The 24312-nt window shown below is 70.1% G+C and carries 26 protein-coding genes, 1 tRNA gene and 1 pseudogene; 15 read left to right on the top strand and 13 right to left on the bottom strand.

Annotated elements, in window-relative coordinates; genetic code table 11:
• The first annotated feature begins 109 nt into the window (after positions 1 to 109).
• From sfnG to ASF28_RS10790, 6 genes are all read left to right on the top strand, one after another.
• Complete coding sequence (gene sfnG, locus ASF28_RS10815) at positions 110 to 1222, top strand: dimethylsulfone monooxygenase SfnG (RefSeq protein WP_056091962.1); 1113 nt, start codon at positions 110 to 112, stop codon at positions 1220 to 1222.
• A gap of 46 nt (positions 1223 to 1268) precedes the next feature.
• A complete protein-coding gene (locus ASF28_RS10810; RefSeq protein WP_056091959.1) occupies positions 1269 to 2528 on the top strand; it encodes an SfnB family sulfur acquisition oxidoreductase in 1260 nt (419 codons plus the stop codon).
• 391 nt (positions 2529 to 2919) lie between these two features.
• The gene (locus tag ASF28_RS10805) at positions 2920 to 4119 is read left to right on the top strand and encodes an acyl-CoA dehydrogenase family protein (RefSeq protein WP_056092043.1); all 1200 of its coding nucleotides are present in this window, start codon (positions 2920 to 2922) and stop codon (positions 4117 to 4119) included.
• A complete protein-coding gene (locus tag ASF28_RS10800) occupies positions 4116 to 4706 on the top strand; it encodes a class I SAM-dependent DNA methyltransferase (RefSeq protein WP_056091957.1) in 591 nt (196 codons plus the stop codon). Before ASF28_RS10805 ends, ASF28_RS10800 begins: the two co-directional genes overlap by 4 nt.
• A complete protein-coding gene (locus ASF28_RS10795) occupies positions 4703 to 5422 on the top strand; it encodes a cytochrome b/b6 domain-containing protein (RefSeq protein ID WP_056091954.1) in 720 nt (239 codons plus the stop codon). The genes ASF28_RS10800 and ASF28_RS10795 overlap by 4 nt, the downstream gene beginning before the upstream one ends.
• The gene (locus tag ASF28_RS10790) at positions 5415 to 6155 is read left to right on the top strand and encodes a molybdopterin-dependent oxidoreductase (RefSeq protein ID WP_056091952.1); all 741 of its coding nucleotides are present in this window, start codon (positions 5415 to 5417) and stop codon (positions 6153 to 6155) included. The genes ASF28_RS10795 and ASF28_RS10790 overlap by 8 nt, the downstream gene beginning before the upstream one ends.
• On the opposite strand, the gene chrA is transcribed toward ASF28_RS10790, so the two are convergent.
• From chrA to ASF28_RS10745, 9 genes are read right to left on the bottom strand one after another with little or no spacing between them, the layout of a single operon-like run.
• Positions 6156 to 7349: a chromate efflux transporter gene (gene chrA, locus ASF28_RS10785; RefSeq protein ID WP_056091950.1), complete on the bottom strand. Its 1194-nt coding sequence runs from the start codon at positions 7347 to 7349 to the stop codon at positions 6156 to 6158.
• A complete protein-coding gene (ureG, locus tag ASF28_RS10780; RefSeq protein ID WP_056091947.1) occupies positions 7342 to 7956 on the bottom strand; it encodes an urease accessory protein UreG in 615 nt (204 codons plus the stop codon). The genes chrA and ureG overlap by 8 nt, the downstream gene beginning before the upstream one ends.
• A gap of 10 nt (positions 7957 to 7966) precedes the next feature.
• On the bottom strand, positions 7967 to 8641 hold the full coding sequence (locus tag ASF28_RS10775; RefSeq protein WP_056091944.1) for an urease accessory protein UreF: 675 nt from the start codon (positions 8639 to 8641) through the stop codon (positions 7967 to 7969).
• Positions 8634 to 9146 (bottom strand): urease accessory protein UreE, encoded by a 513-nt coding sequence (locus ASF28_RS10770; protein WP_056091940.1) that lies wholly within the window; start codon positions 9144 to 9146, stop codon positions 8634 to 8636. The genes ASF28_RS10775 and ASF28_RS10770 overlap by 8 nt, the downstream gene beginning before the upstream one ends.
• 49 nt (positions 9147 to 9195) lie before the next feature.
• Positions 9196 to 9693 carry a DUF29 domain-containing protein gene (locus ASF28_RS10765; RefSeq protein WP_056091937.1) on the bottom strand — a complete coding sequence of 166 codons (498 nt, stop codon included), beginning with the start codon at positions 9691 to 9693 and terminating at the stop codon, positions 9196 to 9198.
• Positions 9694 to 9725: 32 nt separating this feature from the next.
• Positions 9726 to 11453 (bottom strand): urease subunit alpha, encoded by a 1728-nt coding sequence (gene ureC, locus ASF28_RS10760; protein ID WP_056091934.1) that lies wholly within the window; start codon positions 11451 to 11453, stop codon positions 9726 to 9728.
• A 5-nt stretch (positions 11454 to 11458) separates the two neighbouring features.
• Positions 11459 to 11887: a PIN domain-containing protein gene (locus ASF28_RS10755; RefSeq protein ID WP_056091931.1), complete on the bottom strand. Its 429-nt coding sequence runs from the start codon at positions 11885 to 11887 to the stop codon at positions 11459 to 11461.
• Positions 11884 to 12165, bottom strand: a complete 282-nt coding sequence (locus ASF28_RS10750) for an AbrB/MazE/SpoVT family DNA-binding domain-containing protein (RefSeq protein WP_082476466.1) — start codon at positions 12163 to 12165, stop codon at positions 11884 to 11886. Before ASF28_RS10750 ends, ASF28_RS10755 begins: the two co-directional genes overlap by 4 nt.
• A gap of 51 nt (positions 12166 to 12216) precedes the next feature.
• Positions 12217 to 12837 carry an urease subunit gamma gene (locus ASF28_RS10745; protein WP_056091920.1) on the bottom strand — a complete coding sequence of 207 codons (621 nt, stop codon included), beginning with the start codon at positions 12835 to 12837 and terminating at the stop codon, positions 12217 to 12219.
• Positions 12838 to 13040: 203 nt separating this feature from the next.
• Here ASF28_RS10745 and puuE point away from each other — a divergent pair.
• The 6 genes and pseudogenes from puuE to rutD all read left to right on the top strand — a co-directional run.
• Positions 13041 to 13931: pseudogene (gene puuE / locus ASF28_RS10740) on the top strand (allantoinase PuuE); the annotation flags it as partial.
• A 56-nt stretch (positions 13932 to 13987) separates the two neighbouring features.
• Entirely contained in the window at positions 13988 to 15622 is a 1635-nt protein-coding gene (locus ASF28_RS10735; RefSeq protein WP_056091916.1) for an HAL/PAL/TAL family ammonia-lyase, read from the top strand.
• Between the two features lie 294 nt (positions 15623 to 15916).
• Entirely contained in the window at positions 15917 to 17011 is a 1095-nt protein-coding gene (rutA, locus tag ASF28_RS10730; RefSeq protein ID WP_056092041.1) for a pyrimidine utilization protein A, read from the top strand.
• Positions 17011 to 17742, top strand: a complete 732-nt coding sequence (rutB, locus tag ASF28_RS10725) for a pyrimidine utilization protein B (RefSeq protein ID WP_056091913.1) — start codon at positions 17011 to 17013, stop codon at positions 17740 to 17742. Before rutA ends, rutB begins: the two co-directional genes overlap by 1 nt.
• A 70-nt stretch (positions 17743 to 17812) precedes the next feature.
• Positions 17813 to 18202 carry a pyrimidine utilization protein C gene (gene rutC, locus ASF28_RS10720; RefSeq protein ID WP_056091911.1) on the top strand — a complete coding sequence of 130 codons (390 nt, stop codon included), beginning with the start codon at positions 17813 to 17815 and terminating at the stop codon, positions 18200 to 18202.
• Position 18203: 1 nt separating this feature from the next.
• Positions 18204 to 18980 (top strand): pyrimidine utilization protein D, encoded by a 777-nt coding sequence (gene rutD / locus ASF28_RS10715; RefSeq protein WP_056091909.1) that lies wholly within the window; start codon positions 18204 to 18206, stop codon positions 18978 to 18980.
• Positions 18981 to 19083: 103 nt separating this feature from the next.
• On the opposite strand, the gene ASF28_RS10710 is transcribed toward rutD, so the two are convergent.
• Positions 19084 to 19494, bottom strand: a complete 411-nt coding sequence (locus ASF28_RS10710) for a hypothetical protein (RefSeq protein ID WP_056091906.1) — start codon at positions 19492 to 19494, stop codon at positions 19084 to 19086.
• Positions 19495 to 19706: 212 nt separating this feature from the next.
• Between ASF28_RS10710 and ASF28_RS10705 the strand changes: the two genes are divergently transcribed.
• The gene (locus ASF28_RS10705) at positions 19707 to 20954 is read left to right on the top strand and encodes an allantoate amidohydrolase (RefSeq protein ID WP_244474985.1); all 1248 of its coding nucleotides are present in this window, start codon (positions 19707 to 19709) and stop codon (positions 20952 to 20954) included.
• A gap of 72 nt (positions 20955 to 21026) precedes the next feature.
• Here ASF28_RS10705 and ASF28_RS10700 read toward each other — a convergent pair whose 3' ends face one another.
• Complete coding sequence (locus ASF28_RS10700; RefSeq protein ID WP_056091900.1) at positions 21027 to 21599, bottom strand: hypothetical protein; 573 nt, start codon at positions 21597 to 21599, stop codon at positions 21027 to 21029.
• Between the two features lie 77 nt (positions 21600 to 21676).
• Positions 21677 to 23122, bottom strand: coding sequence for a protein adenylyltransferase SelO (locus ASF28_RS10695; RefSeq protein ID WP_056091899.1), 1446 nt, complete (start codon positions 23120 to 23122; stop codon positions 21677 to 21679).
• 159 nt (positions 23123 to 23281) lie between these two features.
• On the opposite strand from ASF28_RS10695, the gene ASF28_RS10690 reads away from it, so the two are divergent.
• Together ASF28_RS10690 and ASF28_RS10685 are read left to right on the top strand one after the other, a co-directional pair.
• A complete protein-coding gene (locus tag ASF28_RS10690; RefSeq protein ID WP_056091896.1) occupies positions 23282 to 23599 on the top strand; it encodes a hypothetical protein in 318 nt (105 codons plus the stop codon).
• Positions 23600 to 23749: 150 nt separating this feature from the next.
• Positions 23750 to 23823 (top strand) — tRNA-Gln (locus tag ASF28_RS10685).
• Between the two features lie 61 nt (positions 23824 to 23884).
• On the opposite strand, the gene ASF28_RS10680 is transcribed toward ASF28_RS10685, so the two are convergent.
• A complete protein-coding gene (locus ASF28_RS10680) occupies positions 23885 to 24115 on the bottom strand; it encodes a DUF6429 family protein (RefSeq protein WP_056091892.1) in 231 nt (76 codons plus the stop codon).
• Between the last annotated feature and the right edge of the window lie 197 nt (positions 24116 to 24312).

Genomic DNA, 24312 nt, shown 5'->3' with positions numbered 1-24312 from the left:
AGTTCTTTGCCGCAAACCCTGCAGCATCGGCAAAGATCAGCCTCTGTTTTCCTCCTCGCCTCGTGCGCAAGCCGCCAGCGCATGCGTCTCCTTGAATACGGATCATCCCATGACCTCGCGACAGCCCGCCGCCACGGACGCGCCGATCCGGTTCGCCTATTGGGTGCCCAACGTCTCGGGCGGCCTCGTCATCAGCAAGATTCCCCAGCGCACGAGCTGGGACGCGCCCTACAACCGGCGCTTGGCGCAGATCGCGGAAGCAGCCGGGTTCGACTACGCCCTGACGCAGATCCGCTTCACCGCCGGCTACGGCGCAGAGTACCAGCATGAGTCCGTGGCCTTCAGCCATGCGCTGCTGGCCGCCACCACGAAGCTCAAGGTCATCGCCGCCCTGCTGCCGGGACCGTGGAACCCGACGCTCGCGGCCAAGCAGATCGCCACCATCAGCCAGCTGAGCGAGGGGCGCATCGCCATCAACGTGGTCTCGGGCTGGTTCTCGGGCGAGTTCCGCGCCATCGGCGAGCCGTGGCTCGACCACGACGAGCGCTACCGGCGCTCGGAGGAATTCATCACGGCGCTCCGTGGGATCTGGACCCAGGACAACTTCACGTTCCGGGGCGATTTCTATCGCTACACGAACTACACCCTGAAGCCGAAGCCCGCCGACCCGCAGCCCGAGATCTTCCAGGGTGGCTCGTCCCGGGCGGCGCGGGACATGGCGGCGCGGGTGTCCGATTGGTACTTCACCAACGGCAATACCCCGGAGGGCATCCGGGCCCAGGTCGACGACATCCAGGAAAAGGCGCGGGCCAACGGCCATTCCGTCAAGGTCGGCGTCAACGCCTTCGTCATCGCCCGCGACACGGAGGAGGAGGCCCGCGCCGTCCTCAAGGAGATCATCGACAACGCCGACCCGGAGGCGGTCAAGGCCTTCGGCCACGAGGCGAAGAACGCCGGCAAGGCCTCGCCGGAAGGGGAGGGGAACTGGGCGAAATCGAGCTTCGAGGATCTCGTCCAGTACAACGACGGCTTCAAGACCAACCTCATCGGCACGCCCGACCAGATCGCCGAGCGCATCGTCGCCCTGAAGGAGGCCGGCGTGGATCTGGCGCTGCTGGCCTTCCTGCACTTCCAGGAGGAGGTCGCGTATTTCGGCGCGCACATCATCCCGCGGGTGCGGGCCCTGGAGGCGGAACGCGGGCGCCAGGCGGAAGCCGCCTGAGCGGCTCGGCCGAACGAGTGCTGTCAGAATCCTCCGGAGACCATCCATGAACATCGCCATCAACGCGGGCGCCATCGAGGCCAACCGCGTGCCCCAGGGGGGCCCCGGCCCCGACAAGTTGCCGGAGCCTGCCCACATCATCCGAGACGACGCCGAGGCGCTCCGCGTCGCCCATGCCCTGGCGGGCGCGTTCCGCACGGAGGCGGCCGAGCGCGACCGCACCGGGCGCCGGCCCTTCGCCGAACTCGACACGTTCTCTCAAAGTGGCCTGTGGTCGATCAACGTGCCGAAGGCCCATGGCGGGCCGGGCGTGTCCTACCGGACCCTGGCGCGGGTGATCGCCATCGTCTCGGCGGCCGATCCGTCCATCGGGCAGATCGCACAGAACCACCTCGGCATCGTGGCCGCCATCGACACCGTATCGGACGAGGCGCAGAAGGCTCTGCTGTTCGGCAAGGTTCTGGCGGGCACCCGCTTCGGCAACGCCTTCTCCGAGAGCGGCACTCCGCGGGCCGCCGACTTCAAGACCCACTTCGTCGATCAGGGCGACCACGTCATCGTCCACGGCCGCAAGTTCTACGCGACGGGGGCGTTGCTCGCCCACCTCGTGCCCATCGTCGCCATCGATGACCAGGGCCGGCCCTGGTACGCCATCGCCGAGCGCAACGCGCCGGGCCTGTCCGTCATCGACGACTGGTCGAGCTTCGGCCAGCGCACCACGGCGAGCGGCACGGTGATCCTCGACGGCGTCCGGGTGGAGAAGAGCCACCTCGTGCCGTCGTGGAAGGGCTACGAGCGTCCGAGCGCCAACGGGGCGATCTTCCAGGTCATTCAGGCCGCCGTGGATGCGGGCATCGCCCGCGAGGCGCTGGCCGAAACCGTGGCGTTCGTGCGCACGAAGTCGCGCCCCTGGATCGACAGCGGCCTGGAGCGGGCCTCGGACGATCCCCATACCATCTCGATCGTCGGCGACCTCACCATCCGCCTGCACGCGGCGGAAGCCCTCCTCGACCGGGCCGGCCTCGCCCTCGACGGGGCGGTGGCCGCTCCCGACGCCGAAAGCGTCGCGGCAGCCCAGCTCGCGGTGGCGGAGGCGAAGGTCCTCACCACGGAAGTGGCGCTCGCGACCACCAACACCCTCTTCGAACTCGCCGGCACCCGCTCGACCCTCGACGAGCACAACCTCGACCGGCACTGGCGCAACGCCCGCACGCACACGCTCCACGACCCCGTGCGTTGGAAATACGCCATCGTCGGCAACCACGCCCTCAACGGGGTCAACCCGCCTTTCCACGCCTGGAGTTGAAGCCCCGGCGCCGCCGGACCGGATGGGCGGTGCGCATGGCAGTGTCACGGCGCGGGAGCTGGGGCCACGTTGAACGCGTCGTCACGGCTTTCGCCGCGCATCGTCGGCGACCCGAGATCGTTTTCAGGATTTCAGCCCGGGGATACCGAGACCGCCAAGACCCTGGTGGGTGCCGCCGTCATCGTCGCCGTTTCCGCCTGCTCCCGCGTCACCGTAGCGTCGGCCGCCCGCGCGACGCCGCGGGACCTGCGCATCCTGTCGCCGGGCACGGAGACGCGCGGCCCATCCCGCCGATCGCGTAACGATTCGCCCGCCTGTGCAGGACACGTTTTACCGTAAAAGACACCGTCGGCGACTGGCGAATACGCTGGCGTGTTCCATGTTCACGGGGATGAATTTCATCGTCCCCGACCGCATTGAGACTGGCTCCCGAATCCGTGCCGCCGCCCGGTCCGTCGCGCGCCTCGCCGCCGAGCGGGCGGACGCCCTCGACCGCACCGGCGGGTTTCCCGAGCACGACATCGTCCATTGCCACGAGGCCGGCCTGCTGGCGGCCCCCCTTCCTATGGCGCTCGGCGGGTCCGGCCTCGATGCGCCGGCCCTCGCCCCCGTGCTGCTCGACGTGCTGGCGGAGGTCGGCCGCGGCAGCCTCGCCCTCGGGCGGCTCTACGAAGGCCACGTCAACGCTCTGTCGCTGATCCTGCGCTACGCGTCCGGGCCCGTGCTCGAACGTCTCGTGGCCGATATCCGCGCCGGGCACCTGTTCGGGGTGTGGAACACCCAGCCCCAGTCCGGCGGCCTCGACCTCGATCCCGACGGAACCGGCCGGCTCGCGGGCGTGAAGTCCTTCGCCTCGGGTGCCGGATCGGTGACGCGTCCCCTCGTCACCGCGCGCCGGCCCGATGGGCGCCAGCAGATGCTCGTCGTCACCCTCGAGCCCGGCACGCGGGCCGACCTATCGTCGTGGTGCGCCCACGGCATGCGCGCCTCGACTTCGGGGGTGCTCGATTTCACCGGCCTGTCCGTGGATGCCCAGGCAGCCGTGGGGGAGGCCGACGATTACTTCCGCGAGCCGCACTTCTCCGCCGGCGCCTGGCGCTTCACCGCCGTACAGCTCGGCGGGATCGAGGCGGTGTTCGACAGCCTGCGGACGCACCTCGTCGCCACCGGGCGCGGCGGTGACCCGCATCAGGCGGCACGCCTCGGCGAGGCGGCCATCGCCGTGGAGACGGCGCGGCTGTTCGTCGGCCGCGCCGCTGCCATGGCGGCCGATCCCGATGCGGAACCGGCGCGGGTGATCGCCTACGTCAACCTCACCCGCCTCGCCGTGGAGCGGGCCGGCCTCGACGTGCTGGAGCGCGCGCAACGCTCCGTGGGGCTCGCCGGCTTCCTGCAGACGCACCCCCTGGAGCGGCTCATGCGCGATCTCGCCACCTACCTGCGCCAGCCCGGACCCGATCGCGCCCTGACGCATGCGGCGGCCCACGTCCTCGCCGATGACCGACCGGCCGATGCCCTCTGGCGCGATCACCGCGACGAAGGCACATTGGACAGGAGCCCCGTCGACCGCCAACCCGATTGCGCCGCATGACCCGGTCCACCGCCTCGCTCCCGCCCGATTACTTCGAGGGCATCTATGCCGGGAATCCGGACCCCTGGGGGTTCACCACCAGCGCCTACGAGGCGGCGAAATACGACGCCACCCTGGCGGCGCTCTCGCGGGAGACCTACGGCGAGGCCCTTGAGGTGGGCTGCTCCATCGGCGTCCTGACAAGGCGGCTGGCGGAGCGCTGCACCCGGCTCCTCTCCCTCGACGTGGCCGAGACCGCCCTCGACGCGGCCCGGGCGCGCTGCGCCGGCAGCCCGCACGTCGCGTTCCTGCGCGCGGCGGTGCCCGACGAATGGCCGCCCGGCCGGTTCGACCTCATCCTTGTGTCGGAGGTGCTGTACTTCTTCACCCGCGCCGACCTCGCCCGCCTCGCCGGACACATGGTGCAGGCGGTGAAGCCCGGCGCCGAGATCGTCCTCGTCCACTGGACCGGCGAGACGAATTATCCGCTGAGCGGGGACGACGCCGTCGAGGCCCTCATCGCCGGGACGGCGGGCACCCTGGAGCCATGCCGGCAGACCCGCACGGAGCGCTACCGCCTCGACGTGCTGCGCGCTGTGGATTCATGACCGGCCGGGTGCCACGGCAGACGGTGTTCCGGCATCGCGCCTTCGTGCGCCTGACCCATTGGGTGAACACGGCCGCGTTCGGGGCGCTCCTCGTCAGCGGCGTCGCCATCCTGCTCGCCCTGCCACGCCTGTTCTGGGGCGAGACCGGGGCCAACGACGCCCCCGCCGCCCTCGTGCTGCCCCTGCCGGTGAACCTCGAACAGACCGGCTGGGGCCGCAACCTGCACTTCCTCGCCGCCTGGATCCTCGTCCTCAACGGCGGCCTCTACCTCCTCGTCTCGCTCGTCGGCGGCCACCTGCGCCGCAACCTCCTGCCGGACCGGGACCAGCTGGCGCCCGGCCATCTCGCCCGGGAGATCGCCGACCATGCCCGCCTGCGGCCACCCGAGGGACGCGAGGCCCTGCGCTACAACGCCCTGCAGAAACTCGCCTATCTCGCCGTGATCCTGGGACTGTTCCCCCTGATGGTGCTGACCGGGCTGACCATGTCGCCCGGCGTCACGGCGGCGTTTCCCGAACTCTTCACCCTGTTCGGCGGCCGGCAATCGGCCCGCACCCTGCACTTCGTCTTCGCCAGCCTGCTGGTCCTGTTCCTCCTGGTCCATGTCGGTCAGGTCTTCGTCGGCGGGGCCGTCAACCTCACGCGCTCGATGATCACCGGGCGTCTCGCCGTTCCTTCCGAATCGCCAGCCTCCCGGGAGACACCCGATGCGTGACCTGTCGCGCCGCCGCCTCCTCACGGGCTCGGGGGCGCTCCTCGGGGCCGGCCTCGTCAGCGGGTGCGACGCGCCGGCCCTGTCGCATCTGGCCACCCCCTACGACTGGAGCAACGGTCTCACCTTCGCGGTCCAGCGCTGGCTGCTCAGACACCAGCCCCTGGTGCGCGAGTTCGACCACAGCCGGATCTCGACGGTGTTCCCGACCATCAACACCACCGATCCCGATGACCCCGCCTACAAGCGCTCGAAGGGGGTTGAGTTCGCCGACTGGAAGCTGCCGGTCACCGGCCTCGTCGAGCGGCCCGGCGCGTTCTCGCTCACCGAACTCAAGGCGATGCCATCGCGCACCCAGGTGACCCTGCATTCCTGCGAGCAGGGCTGGTCGGCCATCGGCGAGTGGACCGGCGTGCCGCTCGCCCACCTCCTCGCCCATGTCGGGCTCAAACCCCAGGCGCGCTTCATCGTCATCCGCAGCGTCGATGGCTGGTGGGACAGCTACGACCTGTTCGACGCCCTCCACCCCCAGACCATCCTCGCCTACGGCATGAACGGGGGGGATCTGCCGGTAAAGCACGGCGCCCCGTTGCGCCTGCGGGTCGAGCGCCAGCTCGGCTACAAGAGCCTGAAATACATCGCTGCCATCGAGGCGGCCGAGCGCGTCGACGGCTACGGCAAGGGCCGCGGCAGCATGGTCGCCGAACTCGGCTTCCCCTGGTACGCCGGTATCTGATCAGCCGGCGAGGGCGAGGCCGGCGAGGGCCGTGAGCCCGACGACGATCCAGGGCGCGACGCCGCCCACCGTCAGCAGCACGAAGGCGGTGGCCGCCACGGCGACGTCGCGGGCATTGCCGATGGCCCCCGTCCAGACCGGATCGTAGAGGGCGGCGGCGAGAAGCCCGACCACGGCGGCGTTGCCGCCGCGCAGGGCCGCCTGGGCCAGGGGCTTCTTGCGGAGTTCGTCCCAGAACGGCAGGGCGCCGGTGACGAGGAGGAGGCCGGGCAGGAAGATCGCCGAGAGCGCCAGGCCGGCGCCGAAGAGGCCGTTCGGCGGCGGCGTCAGGATGGCGCCGAGATAGGCCGCGAAGGTGAAGAGCGGCCCCGGCACCGCCTGCGCCGCGCCGTAGCCGGCGAGGAACGCGGCGGCACCGATCCAGCCCGGATCGACGGTGCCGGCCCGCAGGAGCGGCAGCACCACGTGGCCGCCGCCGAAGACGAGGGCACCGGCCCGGTAGAACGCATCGACCACGGCGATCCCCTGCGAGGGCAGCCAGACGGCCAGGATCGGCAGGCCGGCCAGCAGTCCGAAGAACAGCGCCAGCGCCACGACCCCCGTGCGCCGGGACAGGGGAACGGCGAGGTACCCGACAGGGGCGGGGGCCGCCCCCCGGCACAGGGCGAGGCCGGCGACGGCGCCGACCCCGATCGCACCGACTTGGCCGAGGGATGTGGGCGCGAGCACCGCGAGCCAGAGGGCGCCGAGCGCGATCCCGGCGCGGGTCGGGTCCGGCGCCAGGGTCCGGGCCATGCCCCACACGGCCTGGGCCACCACCGCCACGGCCACGAGCTTAAGGCCGTGGAGGAGGCCCGACAGGATCGGCCCGCCCGATCCGGCGCCGTAGGCGATGCCGACGAGGATGAGGGCGGAGGGCAGGGTGAAGCCGGCAAAGGCCGCGAGACCGCCCCACAGGCTCCCGGCACGCAAGGTTCCCAGCGCGAACCCGACCTGGCTCGAGGCGGGACCGGGGAGGAACTGGCACAGGGCGACGAGGTCGGCGTAGCCCGCCTCGTCGATCCAGCGCCGCCGCGCCACGAACGCCTCGCGAAAGTACCCGAGATGGGCGACGGGGCCGCCGAAGGCCGTGAGGCCGAGCTTCAGGAAGGCCAGAAAGACCTCGCGGATGGTGCCCGCTACCGGCTCAGGCAAGCCCTCCGGCCTCCACGATGAAGCGGGCGACGGTGTCGGCGCCGTGGCCGTCGCGGAGCGAGGCGAACACGTAGGGGCGCTGGCCCCGCATCCGCTTGGTGTCGGCCTCCATCACGCCGAGGTCGGCGCCGACGAGGGGCGCGAGGTCGGTCTTGTTGACGATGAGGAGATCGGAGCGGGTGATGCCGGGGCCGCCCTTGCGGGGGATCTTCTCGCCGCCGGCGACATCGATGACGTAGAGGGTGAGGTCGGCGAGCTCCGGCGAGAAGGTGGCGGCGAGGTTGTCGCCTCCGGATTCGATGAGGATCAGGTCGAGCTTCGGGAACCGCCGGCGCATCTCGGCCACGGCCGCGAGGTTGATGGACGCGTCCTCGCGGATCGCCGTGTGCGGGCAGCCGCCGGTCTCGACGCCCATGATCCGCTCCTCCGGCAGGGCGCCGGCCACGGTGAGGATGCGGGCATCCTCCTTCGTATAGATGTCGTTGGTGATGGCGCAGATCTCGTAGACATCGCGGAACCGCTTGCAGAGCTGCTCCATCAGGGCGGTCTTGCCGGAGCCGACGGGGCCGCCGATGCCGACGCGAAGCGGGCCGTTGGGAGAGGTCATGGGGTCGGTCTCACGAGCGGAAGATGCGGGAGTACTGGGTCTCGTGCCGGAACGAGCCGAGATCGAGGCGCAGCGTCGCGCTGCCGAGGTCGTCGAGGCCGAGGTCCGGAACGGCGGCCGCGAGCGCCACCACGCGCGGGGTCAGGGACGCGATCACCCGGGTGCCGGCGCTCTGCCCGATGGGTGCGCAGCGCAGGGCCGCCGAGACGAGGTTCTGCAGGAAGGCGAGGCCGAAGGCCGCGAGGGTCGGGGGCAGTGCCATGCCGTGGGCGCCGGCCGCGAGGCCGACCATTACGGGATAAGCCACCGGGCCGGGCAGGGCTTCGGCAAGGCGGGCGAGGGCAGGGGCGGGCCAGGCCGCCAGGGTGGCGTCGAGGAAGCTGCGGCCCTGCTGGCTCGTCTCCAGGTGAAGTTCTCGCGATGGGGCCAGCGCCAGGGCGAGGTCGTTGAGATCGGCAAGCCCTTGCGCATCCCCCGCAAGGGCAGCGCCATGGGCGTGCGCGGCGAGGACGAGGTCGTTGCGGCCCGATCCCAGTTCGAGCACGTCGGCGAGCCATTCGCCGAGGGAGGCCTCCCCGAACACCTCGCCGGATTCCACCGCCGATTCGAGCCCGTGCGAATAGGCATAGGCCCCCACGGGATAGCTCGGCGACAGCCACGCCATCAGGCGCAGGGCCTCAATCATGGGCGTGGGAAGGGGCGTGCGGATGCGCGTGATCGTGATCGTGGTGATGCCCGTGGTGGTGATGGCCGGCGGCCTCGCCCGCATAGGCGCCGCCCTCGGGGCGGAACGGGCGCTCCACCGCCTCGGCGGTGCCGCCTAAGCCCCGCACCATCTCGGCGAGGACGTGGTCGTAGGCGATGTAGACCGCATCCGGCGCGATCTCGGCCGGGATGTGCCGGTTGCCGATATGCCAGATCAGCCGCTTGAGGGCATGGTCGTCGGCGGCCCGAATCGCCAGCAGCCGCTCCGGCGCGGCCTCGACCCAGACGAGGCGCCCGTCCTGAAGCACGAGGGCGTCGCCGTCGTCGAGCACCGTCGGTTCGGCGAGATCGAGGAGGAACGCCACCCCGCCCACCCCCCGCATGGCCATGCGGCGGCGATGGCGGTCGCCGTGGTCGAGGACGATGCGGTCGACGATCTCGCCCGCGAGGGCGTCGCGGCGCAGGACGTGGGTGGCGCGGATCATGGAAGGGGCAACCGGGGGAGGGACGGAGACGTCCTAAGGGAAAACCGCATCAGGTGACGTCCGGGCTCATCGGACCGGGATAGAACCCCTCATCGAGGATCTGCGCCATGGCATAAGGACAGGTTTCCGGAAACGTCCCCTCGGAGAGACCGGTCTCGTCCGCGACCCGCACGCGGGCGAGGCGATAACTCTTGGAGAGCACGGCGTCGGGCCAGGATTTCAGGCTCGGACTGACGTCGACAAGGCCGTCGATCTGGAGACGCTGTTCGACGATGGAGGCGCGCCAGCCATACTTGCGTTTCTCCGGCTGGAACTCCCATTTCAGGAGATGCTGCAGCAGGATCGCCAGCCAATTCCGAATCTCGGATTTCTGCGATCCGCCCACGCTCTCGATCTCTTCGGCCAGATGGTGCCAGTCGATGTCCCGCCGCCGGCCCGTTCGGAGCAGGACGGCCTGAACCTGCGTCCAAAGGTACAGATCGGTGTCGTAGAGATCTGGCTCGGGAAGAGTCCGGCCCGGGGGTGGGCTCAGGGCAGCCTTGGACATGGGGCCTCCGCTGGCATCGCCGCCATCCTACCTCAAAACAGGAAGTACCGCTGCGCCATGGGCAGCACCTCGGCCGGCTCGCACACCAGAAGTTCCCCGTCGGCGCGGACATCGTAGGTCTCGGAATCGACCTCGATGTTCGGCGTGGCGTCGTTGAGGATCATGCTCTTCTTCGAGATGCCGCCGCGCACGTTCTCGACGGCCACCAGCCGCTTCTGCACCCCGAGCCGCTCGCCCAAGCCGTCCTCGATGGCGGCCTTCGACACGAAGGTGAGGGCGGTGGCGAACGGCGAACGGCCGATGGCCCCGAACATCGGGCGGTAATGCACCGGCTGCGGCGTCGGGATCGAGGCGTTGGGGTCGCCCATGGGCGCCGTGGCGATCATGCCGCCCTTGATCACGAGGTCGGGCTTCACCCCGAAGAAGGCGGGCATCCACAGCACCAGGTCGGCGAGCTTGCCGGGCTCCACCGAGCCGACATGGGCCGAGACGCCGTGGGCGATGGCCGGGTTGATGGTGTATTTCGCGATGTAGCGGCGCGCCCGCAGGTTGTCGTGGCCCGAGGCATCGCCGGGCAGGGCGCCCCGCTGGCGCTTCATCTTGTCCGCCGTCTGCCAGGTGCGGATGACCACCTCGCCGACCCGACCCATGGCCTGGCTGTCCGACGACATCATCGAGAGGGCGCCGATGTCGTGCAGGATGTCCTCGGCCGCGATGGTTTCGCGGCGGATGCGGCTCTCGGCGAAGGCGAGATCCTCGGGGATCGCCGGATCGAGGTGGTGGCAGACCATGAGCATGTCGAGATGCTCGTCGATGGTGTTCTTCGTGTAGGGCCGCGTGGGATTGGTCGACGACGGAAGGACGTTAGGCAGCCCCGCCACCTTGATGATGTCCGGCGCGTGCCCGCCCCCCGCCCCCTCCGTGTGGAAGGCGTGGATGGTCCGCCCTGCGAAGGCTTTGATCGTGTCCTCGACGAATCCGGATTCGTTGAGGGTGTCGGAGTGGATCATCACCTGCACGTCGTGGAGGTCGGCGACGGTGAGGCAGGTGTCGATGGCCTGGGGCGTGGTGCCCCAATCCTCGTGGAGCTTCAGCGCGCAGGCCCCGGCGCGGATCATCTCGACGAGGCTCTCGGGGCGCGAGGCGTTGCCCTTGCCGGCGAAGGCGAGGTTCATCGGAAACGAATCCGCCGCCTCGATCATCCGGGCGAGGTGCCACGGCCCCGGCGTGCAGGTGGTGGCGAAGGTACCGTGCGCCGGCCCGGTGCCGCCGCCCAGCATGGTGGTGACCCCCGAACACAGGGCCTCCTCGATCTGCTGCGGGCAGATGTAGTGGATGTGGCTGTCGAACCCGCCCGCCGTGAGGATCTTTCCTTCTCCGGCGATTACCTCCGTGCCGGGGCCGACGACGATGTCGACGCCGGGCTGGATGTCCGGATTGCCGGCCTTGCCGAGCTTGGCGATCCGCCCCTTCACGATGCCGACGTCGCACTTCACCACGCCCCAATGGTCGAGGACCACGGCGTTGGTGATGACGGTGTCCACCGCCCCGTCCTGGTTGGTGACCTGGGACTGGCCCATCCCGTCGCGAATCACCTTGCCGCCGCCGAACTTCACCTCCTCGCCATAGGTGGTGTGGTCGCGCTCGACCTCGATCATCAGGGACGTGTCGGCGAGCCGGATGCGGTCGCCGGTGGTGGGGCCGAACATGTCGGCATAGGCGGCGCGGGGAAGGGCGGCGCGGGGGGGCATGTTGGCCATCGGGTCTATCCGCCGGGTTTGGACGAGGCGTGGAGGCGCGTGAAGGTCGCGGTGCGCCCGGCCTTCTTGTCGAAGGTGAAGGTCGTCCGGCAACCACCGTGCCGATTGAGCTCGCCGATCAGGTGATCGCTGAAACCACCGGACCCGGCAGAAAAGCTCGCGACGGCATCGGCCCCTGCAGCGCGCGCGTCGATGACGAGATTGGACGCCCCCAGAAGTCGACCGAGCACTTCGACGAGAACCGCCTTCGGCTGCTGCAGGGGCTTACCGAGGACCCAGATCGTCTCCGCGAGCACGACGCAGCCGATGAAGAACCGATTGGCCGGATTGGAGAGCGCCCGGCGGGCGAGTTCGACCTGCTCCGGGTTGTCGATGGGCCACAGCGTTTCATCGACGAGCCATCGCAGGAGGACATTGGTATCGACGCCGATCATTCGCCATCGGCCCGTGTCGCGGCATCGGATCGAGTCCACCGCGCGCCGCGGCTCTCCTCGATCCATTCCGCGACCTGATCCGAGGTCACCGCGTCGCCGTGCCCCCGGACGATCCCGCGCAGATCCGCGACGGTGGCCGTCTGCGGTTCCAGGCGATAGCCGCCGCCCTCCTCGACGAAGACGAGCTTGTCGCCGGGCTTCAGACGCATCGCGGCCCGCAGGCGAGAGGGCAACGTGAACTGGCCCTTCGAGGTCATCGTAGCTTCGAAACGTCCCATCCCGTCAGCTCCTTACCTTTCTCGATGAACGTAAGGACAAGTGGCCGCTCGTCAAAGCGTCCCCATCAAGTCGCCGCGGAAGCCGTACACGGTCCGGGCCCCCCCGAGCGGCACCAGCACCACCTCCCGCGTGGCGCCGGGCTCGAAGCGCACCGCCGTGCCGGGTGCGATGTCGAGGCGCTGGCCCCGCGCCTGCTCGCGGTCGAAGGTCAGGCCGGGATTGACCTCGTAGAAATGGTAGTGCGAGCCGACCTGGATCGGCCGGTCGCCGACATTGGACACCGTCACCAGGGTGCGGGGCGCGCCCGCGTTGAAGACGATGTCGCCGGGAAGCGTCGTCACCGTGCCCGGCACCTCGGCGGAGGCCGCGCCCCGGATCGGATGGTGCACCGTGACGAGCTTGGTGCCGTCCGGGAACGTCGCCTCGACCTGGATGTCGTGAATCATCTCCGGAATACCGTCCATGCACTGCTCGGCCGTGAGCACGTGCCCGCCTGCCTGCATCAGGTCCGAGACCGAGCGCCCGTCGCGGGCGCCCTCGACCACGAAATCGCTGATCAGCGCGATGGCCTCGGGATAGTTCAGCTTCACCCCGCGGGCGAGCCGGTTGCGGGCGACCTGGGCGGCCATGGCGAGGAGGAGCTTGTCCTTTTCGCGCGGGGTCAGGAGCACGGGAAACCTCGGGGTGGGGCGTCGAAGCGCGTGTGTGGACAGGCAAGGACCATGCGCGGTCCGATCCCGCGCATCGATGCATCCCGACGCCGGCGGCGCAAGGGCTTCACGGATGCGGGTGGGGGTGCCGGATCGGTTGACAGGACACCGTACGGCGTCCGAACAGCGCGAGGACGCAGATTCCGCACAGGAAGGCCGCCGCCGTGACCTATCCCCGCGACCTCGTCGGCTACGGCCGCACGCCGCCTCATCCGCACTGGCCGAACGGCGCCCGCATCGCCGTGCAGATCGTGCTGAACTACGAGGAGGGGGCCGAGAACGCGATCCTGCACGGGGACGCGGCGTCCGAGGCGTTCCTGTCCGAGATCGTCGGCGCGCAGCCCTGGCCGGGCCAACGCCACATGAACATGGAATCCCTCTACGAGTACGGGTCCCGCGCCGGGTTCTGGCGCATCTGGCGGCTCCTCAGGGCGCGCGGGGTGCCCGTGACGGTGTTCGCCGTCGCCAACGCGCTCGCGCGGGTGCCCGACATCGCGGCGGCCATGCGCGAGGCCGAGTGGGAGATCGCCTGCCACGGCCTGAAATGGATCGATTATCGCGACTTCACCCGTGCGGACGAGAAGGCGCACATGGACGAGGCGATCCGCATTCACACCGCGGTCACGGGCGCCCGCCCGCGCGGCTGGTACACGGGGCGCTCGTCGGTCCACACCCTCGACCTCGGCCTCGAGGCGGGCTTCACCTACCTGTCGGATTCCTACGCCGACGATCTGCCCTACTGGATCGGCGGCCCGGACAGGCATGGTCTCGTGGTGCCCTACACGCTCGACGCCAACGACATGCGCTGCGTGGCGGCCCAGGGCTTCAACACCGCCGATCACTTCGCGACCTACCTGTGCGACACCTTCGATGCCCTCTACGCCGAGGGCGAAACGGCGCCCAAGATGATGTCGGTGGGCCTGCATTGCCGCCTCGTCGGCCGGCCGGGCCGGATCGGCGCGCTCACCCGGTTCCTCAACCATGTCGCCGCCCACGACGGGGTCTGGATCGCCCGCCGCATCGACATCGCCGACCATTGGACCCGGCACCACCCGCCGGCCTGATTCCTGCTGACGCCCGCCGCACGAACGAAGCACGCCGGAGACGCGACATGACGACGATCACCCTCGACGGCCGGACCTTCCAGCCCGCCGACGTCCTGGCCGTCGTCCGGCCGGACGCCTCGGGCGCCCGGGCCACGGCCGCCCTGGAGGACGGGGCCCGCGCGCGCCTCACCGCGGCCCGCACCTACATCGACGCGAACTTCATGAACGACGACGCGCCGCTCATGTACTCGTTCAACACCGGGGTGGGCCTGTTCAAGGACCAGCGCGTGCGCATGGACGAGATGCGGGAGTACCAGCGCCGCACGGTCTATGCCCATGCCACCGGGGTGGGCGAGCCCTTCGACCCGGAGGTGGCCCGCGCCACCATGCTCCTGCGCGCCAACGCCTTCGCGTCGAACTATTCCGGGCCGCGGGTGGCCGTGGTGGACCGCCTCCTCGCCTGCCTCAATGCCGGCCTCGTGCCGGTGATCCCGCAGAAGGGCTCCGTGGGAGCCTCCGGAGACCTGGCGCCGCTGGCCCATCTCGCCGGCGCCATCTGTGGGTTCGCCGAAGCCGAGATGGTCTACGAGGGCAAGCGCCTGCCGGCCCGCGAGGCCCTGGCCCTCGCGGGTCTCGAACCGGAATTCCCCCTGGAGGCCAAGGACGCCTCGGCGCTGATCAACGGCTCCACGGTGTCCCTGGCGCTCGGCGTCCTGGCCCTGGAGGATTCCAGGAAACTTCTCAAGCACGCCGACATCGCGCTGGCGCTCAGCCTCGAATGCATGCGCTGCGAGACCAAGGCGTTCGATCCCCGCCTGCACGCCGCGCGCCCGCACCAGGGCCAGGCCGCCACCGCCCGCAACGTGCTGCGCCTCCTCGAAGGCTCCCTGCGCTGCACGGAATCGGCCCGCCACACGGTGTTCCCGGACGAAGCGCGCGCCCCCGGCACCGCCCCGCCACCCCGCGTTCAGGACGTGTACTCCCTGCGCTGCGCCCCCCAGGTGCACGGCCCCGTGCGCGAGGCCCTGGCCTATATCGGCGGCATCATCGGCACGGAGATCAACGCGGCCACGGACAACCCGCTGATCTTCGACGACGGCGAGGGTGGCTATGCCTGCATTTCGGGCGGGCATTTCCATGGGCAGTACGTCGCCCAGGCCATGGACCTCCTGTCCATCGCCATCACCGATCTCGGCTCGATCTCCGAGCGGCGCCTGTTCCGCCTCATCGACCCGACCCTGAGCTATGGCCTGCCGCGCAACCTGCTCGCCGGCAAGAAGGGGCTCAACACCGGATTCGCCACGGTGCAATGCACTCTCTCGGCCCTCGTCATGGAGAACCGCACCCTGTCGAGCCCCGGCTCCGTCGATTCGATCCCGGGCAAGTCCAACGCCGAGGACCACGTCTCGAACTCGACCTGGTGCGGCCGCAAAGCCCGCACCATCGTGGAGAACGCCGAGCAGATCGTGGCCGGCGAACTCCTGATGGCGGCCCAGGCCCTCAGCCTCGTGGCCGAGGTGGCCAAGGATCATCCCATCGGCAAGGGCACGCAGGCGGCCCTCGCCGCCATTCGCGAAACGATCCCGCCGGCCCTCGATGGCGACCGCTGGTACCACACCGAGATGGTGGACGCCCTGGCGCTCCTGCGCTCGGGCGCCATCGTGGCGGCGGTGGAGGCGGCGGTGGGGGGGTTGGAATAAAGCTTGCCGTCCCGGACGCCGGAGCGCCGCCGTCACGGCGACCACGAAGCCCGGCGCGGGACCGTCGTCGATGCGTCCCCGGACGCGCTCCGTGGTCGAGCAGGCCCGGCCCGCCAGTTGGGCAAACCGGAGAGAGTTTGGGCACCCGGTCGAAATCGACCCCGGATCGTTTGACCCTCCGGTTCGGTTCGATATCGTTCGACAGACCCGGAGCCGGCGACGATCTCCGCCCCGCGTAGGGCGGTGGAACGCGCCTTCCACGCGGTCTCCGGTCCCTTCGCGGCGAGGTCGACCATGAATGTCGGCGTGTTCATTCCCATCGGCAACAACGGCTGGCTCCTGTCGGAGAACGCGCCGCAGTACAAACCGAGCTTCGAACTGAACAAGCAGGTGGTGCTGAAAGCCGAGGGCTACGGCCTCGACTTCGCCCTGTCGATGATCAAGCTCCGGGGATTCGGCGGCAAGACCGAGTTCTGGGACCACAACCTCGAATCCTTCACCCTGATGGCGGGATTGGCCGCCGTCACCAGCCGGATCAAGCTGTTCGCCACCGCCGCCACCCTGTGCATGCCGCCGGCCATCACCGCACGCATGGCGTCCACCATCGATTCGATCTCGAACGGCCGCTTCGGCCTCAACCTCGTCACCGGCTGGCAGAAGCCGGAATATGCCCAGATGGGGCTATGGCCCGGCGACGACTATTTTTCCCGCCGATACGAATACCTGTCCGAGTACGCTCAGGTCCTGCGCGACCTGTGGGAGACCGGCGTGTGCGACCGCAAGGGCGAGTTCTTCCAGATGGACGATTGCCGCCTGAGCCCACGCCCGCAGGCCGACATGAAGATCATCTGCGCCGGGCAGTCGGCCGCCGGGATGGCGTTCACCGCGCAATACGCCGACTACAATTTTTGCTTCGGCAAGGGCGTCAACACGCCGACCGCCTTCGCCCCCACGGTGGAGCGCCTCGAGGCCGCCAAGGCGAAGACCGGCCGCGACGTCTCCTCCTACGTCCTGTTCATGATCATCGCCGACGAGACCGACGCGGCCGCCCACGCCACCTGGGCGCATTACAAGGCCGGCGCCGATGCCGAGGCCATCGCGTGGCTCGGCGTCCAGGGGGCGGCCGACACCAGATCGGGGGCCGACACCAACGTGCGCCAGATGGCCGACCCGACCTCGGCGGTGAACATCAACATGGGCACCCTCGTGGGGTCCTACGCGGAGGTGGCGCGGATGCTCGACGACGTCGCCACCGTGCCGGGCACGGAAGGGGTGCTCCTCGTGTTCGATGATTTTCTCAAGGGTCTCGACGCCTACGGCACCCGCATCCAGCCCCTGATGAAGAGCCGGGCGCACCTGTCGGCCGAGCCCATGGCGAAGGTGGCGTGATGGTCGCCGGCTACCACGATCCGCACGGACGCCACGGCACGATCACCCTCGCGGCCTCGCCGGAGCCCATCGCGTTCGACGCAGCGGCCACCGCCCTCATCGTCGTCGACATGCAGAACGCCTACGCCAGCAGGGGCGGCTACCTCGATCTCGCCGGGTTCGACGTCTCGACCACCGGCGCGACGGTGGAGCGGATCGGCGCAGCCGTGGCGGCGGCCCGCGCGGCCGGGATCGCCATCGTCTGGTTCCAGAACGGCTGGGACGCGGCCTACGTCGAGGCCGGCGGTCCCGGCTCGCCGAACTGGCACAAGTCGAACGCCCTCAAGACCATGCGCAGGCGTCCGGACCTCGCCGGGACGCTGCTCGCCAAGGGCACCTGGGACTACGCGCTGATCGATGCGCTGAAACCGGAGTCCGGCGACATCGTCCTGCCCAAGCCCCGCTACAGCGGCTTCCATCACACCCAGCTCGACGGTCTCCTGCGGGCGCGCGGCATCCGCACCCTGGTCTTCACCGGCATCGCCACCAACGTCTGCGTGGAATCGACCCTGCGCGACGGTTTCTTCCTCGAATACTTCGGCATTGTCCTCGCGGATGCGACACATCAGGCCGGGCCGCCTTCCCTGCAGGCGGGGGCACTCGCCAACATCGAGACTTTCTTCGGCTGGGTCTCGGATGTGGCCGCCTTCGAGACGGCCCTGCAGTCTGACGCCGCGCGCGCCGCCGCCTGACTGAAGATCTTGTCCACGTCCCGATGACCGGACCGTTCCCGACACGCCAGCGCGCGAGACCTCGACAAAGATGCCCAAGACCGTGATCATCCCGCCCGGCACCGGTAAGCCGCTCGCGCCCTACGTGCCCGGGACCCTCGCCGACGGCGTACTCTACGTCTCGGGCACCTTGCCCCTCGATGCGGAGGCGAACGTCGTCCATGTGGGCGACGCGGCGGCCCAGACCCGGCACGTGCTGGAGACGATCAAGGGCGTCGTCACCGCGGCCGGCGGCACCATGGACGACGTGACCTTCAATCACATCTTCCTCAAGGACTGGGCCGACTACGCCGCCGTCAACGCCGTCTATGCCACCTACTTTCCCGGCGACAAGCCGGCGCGCTACTGCATCCAGTGCGGCCTCGTGAAGCCCGACGCGCTCATCGAGATCGCTTCCGTGGCGCATCTCGAGCGGCCCTGAGATGGAAGCGGCGCTCCACCATGCGGTCCGGGGCGCCGGCACGCGCACGGTCCTGCTCTCGCCGGGACTCGGCGGCTCGGCCGGTTACTTCGCCCCGCAGATGGACGCACTCGCGGCACGCTTCCGGGTGGTGACCTACGATCATCGCGGCACCGGCCGCTCGGCCGACACCCTGGAGCCCGGCCACGACATCGCCGCCATGGCAACCGACCTCGTCGCGGTGATGGACGCCACCGGCACGGAACGCTGCGACGTGGTCGGCCACGCGCTCGGCGGCCTGATCGGCCTCGAACTCGCCCGCACCCGTCCGGAACGCGTCGGGCGACTCGTCGTCATAAACGGCTGGGCCCGCGCCGATTCGGCGACCCGCCGCTGCTTCGCCGCGCGAAAAATTCTGCTCGAACACGGCGGCGCGGAGGCCTACGTCAGGGCCCAGGCGATCTTCCTCTATCCGGCGCCCTGGCTCTCCCGGAACGCCGAGCGGGTGGCGGCCGACGAGGCCCATGCCCTGGCGCAGTTTCCGGGGGTCGCCAACGTCCTGGCGCGGATCGCGGCGCTCGAAGCCTTCGATCTCACGGCGCAGTTGAAGGACATCGCCACCGAGACCCTGGTGATGGCGGCGGACGACGACGTTCTGGTGCCCTATCCGTGTTCGGAGGAGCTCACGGCCGGCCTTGCCTGCGCGACCCTCGACCGGGTCGCCACCGGCGGCCATGCCCACAGCGTGACGCGGGCGGACGCCGTCAACCGGACGCTGCTGGCGTTCCTGGATCGATGAGAGTTGGACCGATGATGCCTGGATCGGGCAGGACGCGGAGCCATCCCGGCGGGAACCCTCATGCCTCCCGTCCGCCGGCTCGCGGTTGCCGGCACCGCGCCGGTCAGGGCGTGCCCGGTTCGGATCCGTCCCGCTCGGCCCGCTCCCTCTCCGCCTTGTGCAGGCCGTCATAGAGCTTCTGCACCTCCTGGATGGTGGCGTGGCCACGGCTCCAGTTCGTCTCGCGGACGTTGACCGGGGTGAAGGCGCTGTGCGAACGGCCGCCGAACCCGTTGTAGACCGTCATCTCGGCCGCCTCCGGCCCGGTCCGGTAGTCGATGCGATAGGACGGGGCGAGGCCCTGGCCGGGGCCACGCTTGCCCGTGATGCCGATGCGCAGGTGGGCGTCGCCGTGCCGCTTCTGGCAGAAGCGCATGTTGCCGAGCACCCGGCGCAGATACTCGCCCGCATCCTCCAGATCGGCCACCACGTCGGCGATGGTCGCGTCGGGGGGCAGGTGGTTCTTTCGGATCATATGCCTCGGGCCTCGTGGGAGCGGGACCATACCGGCGGACGCGGACGAGGGCCAGGATGGTGCGTCGCCGGCCCTGCGATCGGCTGGCGCGAACAGGCGGGCGCCGGACTCCCGAGTTATGTCATGCGGCCACAAGAGCTTAAGGCACCGCGAGGTTTTCGCGGAACCCTCCCGTGCCTTAAGATATGGCCCACCCCGTGAGCGAGAGACCGGTGATCGACACATTCCAGGCCGCGCTGGCCCCCCGCATCATCGCCCGGCTCGACGCGCTCGCCGCCGTCAGCGCCGACCCGGGCGCCATCACCCGCGTCTATCTCAGCCCCGAGCAGGCCCGGGCCAGCGCCCTCGTCCTCGACTGGATGCGCGAGGCCGGGATGACGGCCCGCATCGACGCCGTCGGCAACTGCATCGGGCGCATCGAGGGTCCCATCCCCGGCGGGCCGGCCGTGGTGATCGGCTCGCACCTCGACACCGTGCGCGACGCCGGGCGGTTCGACGGTCCCCTCGGCGTGGTGGCGGGCATCGAATGCATCGCCGCCCTGGTCCGCACCGGCGTGGTCCTGCCCTTCGCCATCGAGGTGGTGGGTTTCGCCGACGAGGAGGGCACCCGCTTCGCCACCACCCTCATCGGCAGCCGGGCGCTCGCCGGCACCCTGACCCGCGACGTCCTCGACCGTCCGGACGCCGACGGCATCACCATGGGGCAGGCGCTCCTGGCCGCCGGGTTCGACCCGGACCGGATCGGCGAGGCGGCCCGGGCGCCCGGCGCCGTGCGCGCCTATCTCGAACTGCATATCGAGCAGGGCCCGGCCCTGGAGCGGGCCGGCCTCGCCGTCGGCCTCGTCACCGCCATCAGCGGCGCGACGCGGCTTGCCGTCACGCTCACGGGCGAGGCGGGCCATGCCGGGACCGTGGCGATGGCGGGGCGGCACGATGCCCTCGCGGGGGCCGCCGAATGCATCCTGGCCGTGGAGGCGCGCTGCACGCCCGAGCCCGGCCTCGTCGGCACCGTGGGGACGATCCTGGCCGCCCCCGGCGCCGTGAACGTGATCCCGGGGCGCGTCGGCTTCAGCCTCGATCTGCGTGCGCCCGACGACCGCCAGCGCCGCATCGCCCTGGCCGACCTCGCCGCCGCCTTCGCGGAGATCGCCACCCGGCGCGGCCTCGAACTCGATCGGGTGGTGACCCACGATGCGGCCTGCGCGCCGTGCGACCCGGCGCTGATGGCGCACCTCGCCGCGGGAATCGCGGCGGAGGGCCATCCGGTTCTGCGCCTGCCGAGCGGAGCGGGGCACGACGGCATGGCCCTCGCCGCCATCGCCCCCATCGCCATGCTGTTCGTGCGCTGCCGCGGCGGCATCAGCCATCACCCCGACGAGTTCGCCAGCGGGCCCGACATCGAGGCCGGCGCCCGCGTGCTCCTGGCGACCCTGCTGCGTCTGGCCGCCGAGGGGATGTGAACGCGCGCGTTTCCGCCCGCGGCAGACCCCCGATCCGCTCGGGATCGGGCGAACCGGTGGAGCAAGCGTCGCTTAGGTCTCGCCCGGCGCCTTGCCGGACGCGAGGCGCCGGAGGCGGCCCTTGCGCATCTCGTACTGGAAGATCGACGTCAGGGCCGGGGCCGAATCGTGCTCGGGCGCCGGGAGGGCGAGGGGCGGGACGGCCGGCGGCGCGAGCAGGCGCTGGACCGGAGCCTCCCGGCGCAAGAGAGCGCGCCGAACGACGTCCCAATCGCGCACCATCGCGGCGGCGGTGGCGGGATCGGTCTCGATCCTGACACGCGCCCCATCGGAGAAGCGCGCCTGCAGGGACGCGGTGGCGTGCAGGGTGCCGCCGAGGGCGCCGAGGCCGAGGCCGACGAACGCGGCGGCCAAGCCGAGGGGACGGGGCAGGGGCCCGGTGGCGTCGAGGGCGGTGCTGAGGCCGCCGGCGATCCCGGCCCGCCGCTGCAACGCGGGGCCGTCGGCGATTTCCAGGGCATCGAGATCCTCGACGCCGCGAGCCTGTCCATCGGGCAGGTGCAGCAGGCCGGTTTCGTAGGTGCCGGCCCCCGTCGTCCAGGCACCGTGAGGGCCGGTACCGTCGAGGATTCGGATTTCGCTCATCGTCGCTTCCCCGCGCTCCCGCGTCGGCGCCGTCACCGCACCCTACCGCCGCATGTGTCGGAAACAGGGCCGCGATCTCAGGCCGAGGCCGCTGCCGAGGGACCTGCCCGCGTGCCATAGGCCTCGGCCATGTTCGCGATGGCGGCGAGCTTGGCATGCAGCGCCGACCAGTCGTCCCCGTCGGCGATGGGGGCCCACAGGGCCTCGACCTCCTCGATCAGCATCGTGCACGGCCCGCTTCCGGCAAAGTACGGATGCGCGAGGCGCCCCGCATCGACGGGAGCCATCGCCTCCAGGCTCGCCCGCACGGGAGCGAACGCCTCCGCGGCATAGAACGCCGCCGACGGGCTCGCCGCCGCGCGCGCCGCACTGGCGAGCCCGCCGTACCAGTCGAAGAAGGTCCGCTCGAACGGCGCCCCGCTGCGGGCGAGGAACCCCCAGAACGCGGCGACGAAGCGGTGCGTCGCGTCGTCGTCCGTGCGGGCGAGTCCGAGGCGCGCCAGGAGCGCGTTGGCGAAGGCCTCCTGCAGGGCCGGACCGAACAGCTTGAGGGCCGCTTCGAGCCCGTCCTGCGGCGCCAGGGGCGTCAGGCATTCGGCGAGACGGCTGAGGTTCCAGAACAGGGCCTCGGGCTGGCGCCCGAAACTATAGAGCCCCTGCACGTCGAAATAGGCGGCGGTGAAAGCCGGATCGTTGACGGGCACGAACCGCCAGGGACCGTAATCGAAGCTCTCGCCGGTGACGTTGATGTTGTCGGTGTTGAGCACCCCGTGGACGAAGCCGGCGGCCATCCACTGGGCGCCCGTACGCGCCACGCGGCGGCACACCTCCTCGAGGAAAGCGACGGCGCGGTCCGGCGCCGCTTCCCGCCACAGGTCGGGCAGGTGGGTGCGGATCGTGTGATCCATGAGCTTCAGGATGTTGTCGGGCTCGTCGAGGGCCAGGAACCGCTGGAACGACCCGATGCGGATATGGGAGTGGCTGAGCCGCACGAGGACCGCCGAGCGGGTGGGGGAGGGCTCGTCGCCGCGCTCCAGCTCCTCCCCGGTCTCGATCAGGCTGAAGGTCTTGGAGGTGTTCACGCCGAGCGCCTCCAGCATGCCGGTGGCGAGGATCTCGCGCACGCCGCCCTTGAGGGTGAGGCGCCCATCGGCCGTGCGCGACCACGGCGTGCGCCCGCTGCCCTTGGTGGCGAGATCGAGGAGACGTCCGTCGGCCAGATCGTAGGCCTGGGCGAACAGGAACCCGCGCCCGTCGCCGAGTTCGGGATTGTACGAGCGGAACTGGTGGCCGTGGTAGCGCAGGGCGAGGGGCTGCGGGAAACTGCCGGGCAGGGGGTCGAACCGGCCGAAATGTGCGATCCATTCCGCTTCCGTCAGGTCGCCGAGGCCGATCCGCTCCGCCCAGGGCTGGTTGCGGTAGCGCGGAATCGCCTTCGGAAAGGCGGCGGGCGCGACGACGTCGTAGAAGGCGTCGCCGAGTTCGGCATGGCGCTGCGCGAGGCGCGCGGTGGAGATCGGCATCGGGCGTCCTGAAGCCTGGGAGGTGGCAGCCGCCTTCGTCTAACCGGTGACCGCGCGGGATGACACGTCAATCGCCTTGACGGCCCGAACGATCCCGGGACGCGGCCGCGGGACAGGGGCCTGCTCACAAACCGCCCGGGCTCGGGTATAGTGGCGGGCATGGACAACATCATCCGACCGACCTTCGGCCAACCCCGCCGCGCCGAGCCCAACGACGAGAGCCGCGTCCAGGTGCTCACCCAGCGCGTCTACGGCGAGGCCGGCGGATGCCGGGTCTGCCTGGTCCATGACGAGGCCGCCCCCGAGGGCGACGTCTTCAAGGTGGTGGCGGGGCTGCTCACCGACGACGAGGTCAGTACCGTGGCGATCCTGCCGGCGACCCCGGAAGGGGAGGTCGATGCCGAGATCGTCGCCCTGGCGATCCTGCGAACCCTGGGGATGATCGAGGCCCGCACCGGCGGCCCGGCCATCGCCTGATGGCGAAAGCCCTCAATCGAACGCTTGCATGCCGCGCCGGCTCCATGCTATCGCCCCTCCACCGGAACGGACCGGGCGCGAAACGATCGGTGCACGGCACGGATCGCGGACCAGACCAAACCGTCCTAAGCTCCTGTTAGGTCAGGGCTTTGGGGGATAGTTTAACGGTAGAACAGTGGACTCTGACTCCTCTAGTCGAGGTTCGAATCCTCGTCCCCCAGCCAACGAATTCAGCCCGCCAGTCTTGGACTCGGCGGGCTTTTTCGTGGGTTCTGAGGCACGCGATCATTTTGATTTCGCGAAGAGGTGATCGAAGAGATCCTTCGACCGTCGCAGCCCCTCCTCGGTGAGTCCAACCGATTTGGCCTTTCCGATGGGGTTATAGATCATCCCCTTGGCGTGCAGGCGATTCATGACCTCCCAGGCAAAGTCCTTCCAGGCCCGTCCGTCCTCGCCGAGGGTCAGGTGGAGGAGAGCCAGAACCGCATCGTCGATCTTGTCCTCGTCGATCTCCATGACGTGTCCTCCGCAGGCGCCGGCAGGGCTTCTTTCAGGGAAGTCGGCTTTCGGTTCGAACGCAAGGGGTTTGGCAAACTACCGGTTTCGTTCGCAATTCGATGGGAACGGCTCCGTTGGCGGGCGATCATCGGACGGCAAAAAGCCCCCGACCGTTGAGGATCGGGGGCTTTTGGGTCTGTTTGGTGTTTGGTTGC

This window comes from Methylobacterium sp. Leaf99, assembly GCF_001422375.1.
GTDB lineage: Bacteria > Pseudomonadota > Alphaproteobacteria > Rhizobiales > Beijerinckiaceae > Methylobacterium.
This window is presented reverse-complemented; position numbering and strand designations above follow the sequence as displayed.

Bases quoted from the DNA above. Each gene is read 5' to 3' on its own strand.
- sfnG (WP_056091962.1), top strand. From the start codon at position 110: ATGACCTCGCGACAGCCCGCCGCCACGGACGCGCCGATCCGGTTCGCC.
- ASF28_RS10810 (WP_056091959.1), top strand. From the start codon at position 1,269: ATGAACATCGCCATCAACGCGGGCGCCATCGAGGCCAACCGCGTGCCC.
- ASF28_RS10805 (WP_056092043.1), top strand. From the start codon at position 2,920: ATGAATTTCATCGTCCCCGACCGCATTGAGACTGGCTCCCGAATCCGT.
- ASF28_RS10800 (WP_056091957.1), top strand. From the start codon at position 4,116: ATGACCCGGTCCACCGCCTCGCTCCCGCCCGATTACTTCGAGGGCATC.
- ASF28_RS10795 (WP_056091954.1), top strand. From the start codon at position 4,703: ATGACCGGCCGGGTGCCACGGCAGACGGTGTTCCGGCATCGCGCCTTC.
- ASF28_RS10790 (WP_056091952.1), top strand. From the start codon at position 5,415: ATGCGTGACCTGTCGCGCCGCCGCCTCCTCACGGGCTCGGGGGCGCTC.
- ureG (WP_056091947.1), bottom strand. From the start codon at position 7,956: ATGACCTCTCCCAACGGCCCGCTTCGCGTCGGCATCGGCGGCCCCGTC.
- ASF28_RS10775 (WP_056091944.1), bottom strand. From the start codon at position 8,641: ATGATTGAGGCCCTGCGCCTGATGGCGTGGCTGTCGCCGAGCTATCCC.
- ASF28_RS10770 (WP_056091940.1), bottom strand. From the start codon at position 9,146: ATGATCCGCGCCACCCACGTCCTGCGCCGCGACGCCCTCGCGGGCGAG.
- ASF28_RS10765 (WP_056091937.1), bottom strand. From the start codon at position 9,693: ATGTCCAAGGCTGCCCTGAGCCCACCCCCGGGCCGGACTCTTCCCGAG.
- ureC (WP_056091934.1), bottom strand. From the start codon at position 11,453: ATGGCCAACATGCCCCCCCGCGCCGCCCTTCCCCGCGCCGCCTATGCC.
- ASF28_RS10755 (WP_056091931.1), bottom strand. From the start codon at position 11,887: ATGATCGGCGTCGATACCAATGTCCTCCTGCGATGGCTCGTCGATGAA.
- ASF28_RS10750 (WP_082476466.1), bottom strand. From the start codon at position 12,165: ATGGGACGTTTCGAAGCTACGATGACCTCGAAGGGCCAGTTCACGTTG.
- ASF28_RS10735 (WP_056091916.1), top strand. From the start codon at position 13,988: ATGACGACGATCACCCTCGACGGCCGGACCTTCCAGCCCGCCGACGTC.
- rutA (WP_056092041.1), top strand. From the start codon at position 15,917: ATGAATGTCGGCGTGTTCATTCCCATCGGCAACAACGGCTGGCTCCTG.
- rutB (WP_056091913.1), top strand. From the start codon at position 17,011: ATGGTCGCCGGCTACCACGATCCGCACGGACGCCACGGCACGATCACC.
- rutC (WP_056091911.1), top strand. From the start codon at position 17,813: ATGCCCAAGACCGTGATCATCCCGCCCGGCACCGGTAAGCCGCTCGCG.
- rutD (WP_056091909.1), top strand. From the start codon at position 18,204: ATGGAAGCGGCGCTCCACCATGCGGTCCGGGGCGCCGGCACGCGCACG.
- ASF28_RS10710 (WP_056091906.1), bottom strand. From the start codon at position 19,494: ATGATCCGAAAGAACCACCTGCCCCCCGACGCGACCATCGCCGACGTG.
- ASF28_RS10700 (WP_056091900.1), bottom strand. From the start codon at position 21,599: ATGAGCGAAATCCGAATCCTCGACGGTACCGGCCCTCACGGTGCCTGG.
- ASF28_RS10695 (WP_056091899.1), bottom strand. From the start codon at position 23,122: ATGCCGATCTCCACCGCGCGCCTCGCGCAGCGCCATGCCGAACTCGGC.
- ASF28_RS10690 (WP_056091896.1), top strand. From the start codon at position 23,282: ATGGACAACATCATCCGACCGACCTTCGGCCAACCCCGCCGCGCCGAG.
- ASF28_RS10680 (WP_056091892.1), bottom strand. From the start codon at position 24,115: ATGGAGATCGACGAGGACAAGATCGACGATGCGGTTCTGGCTCTCCTC.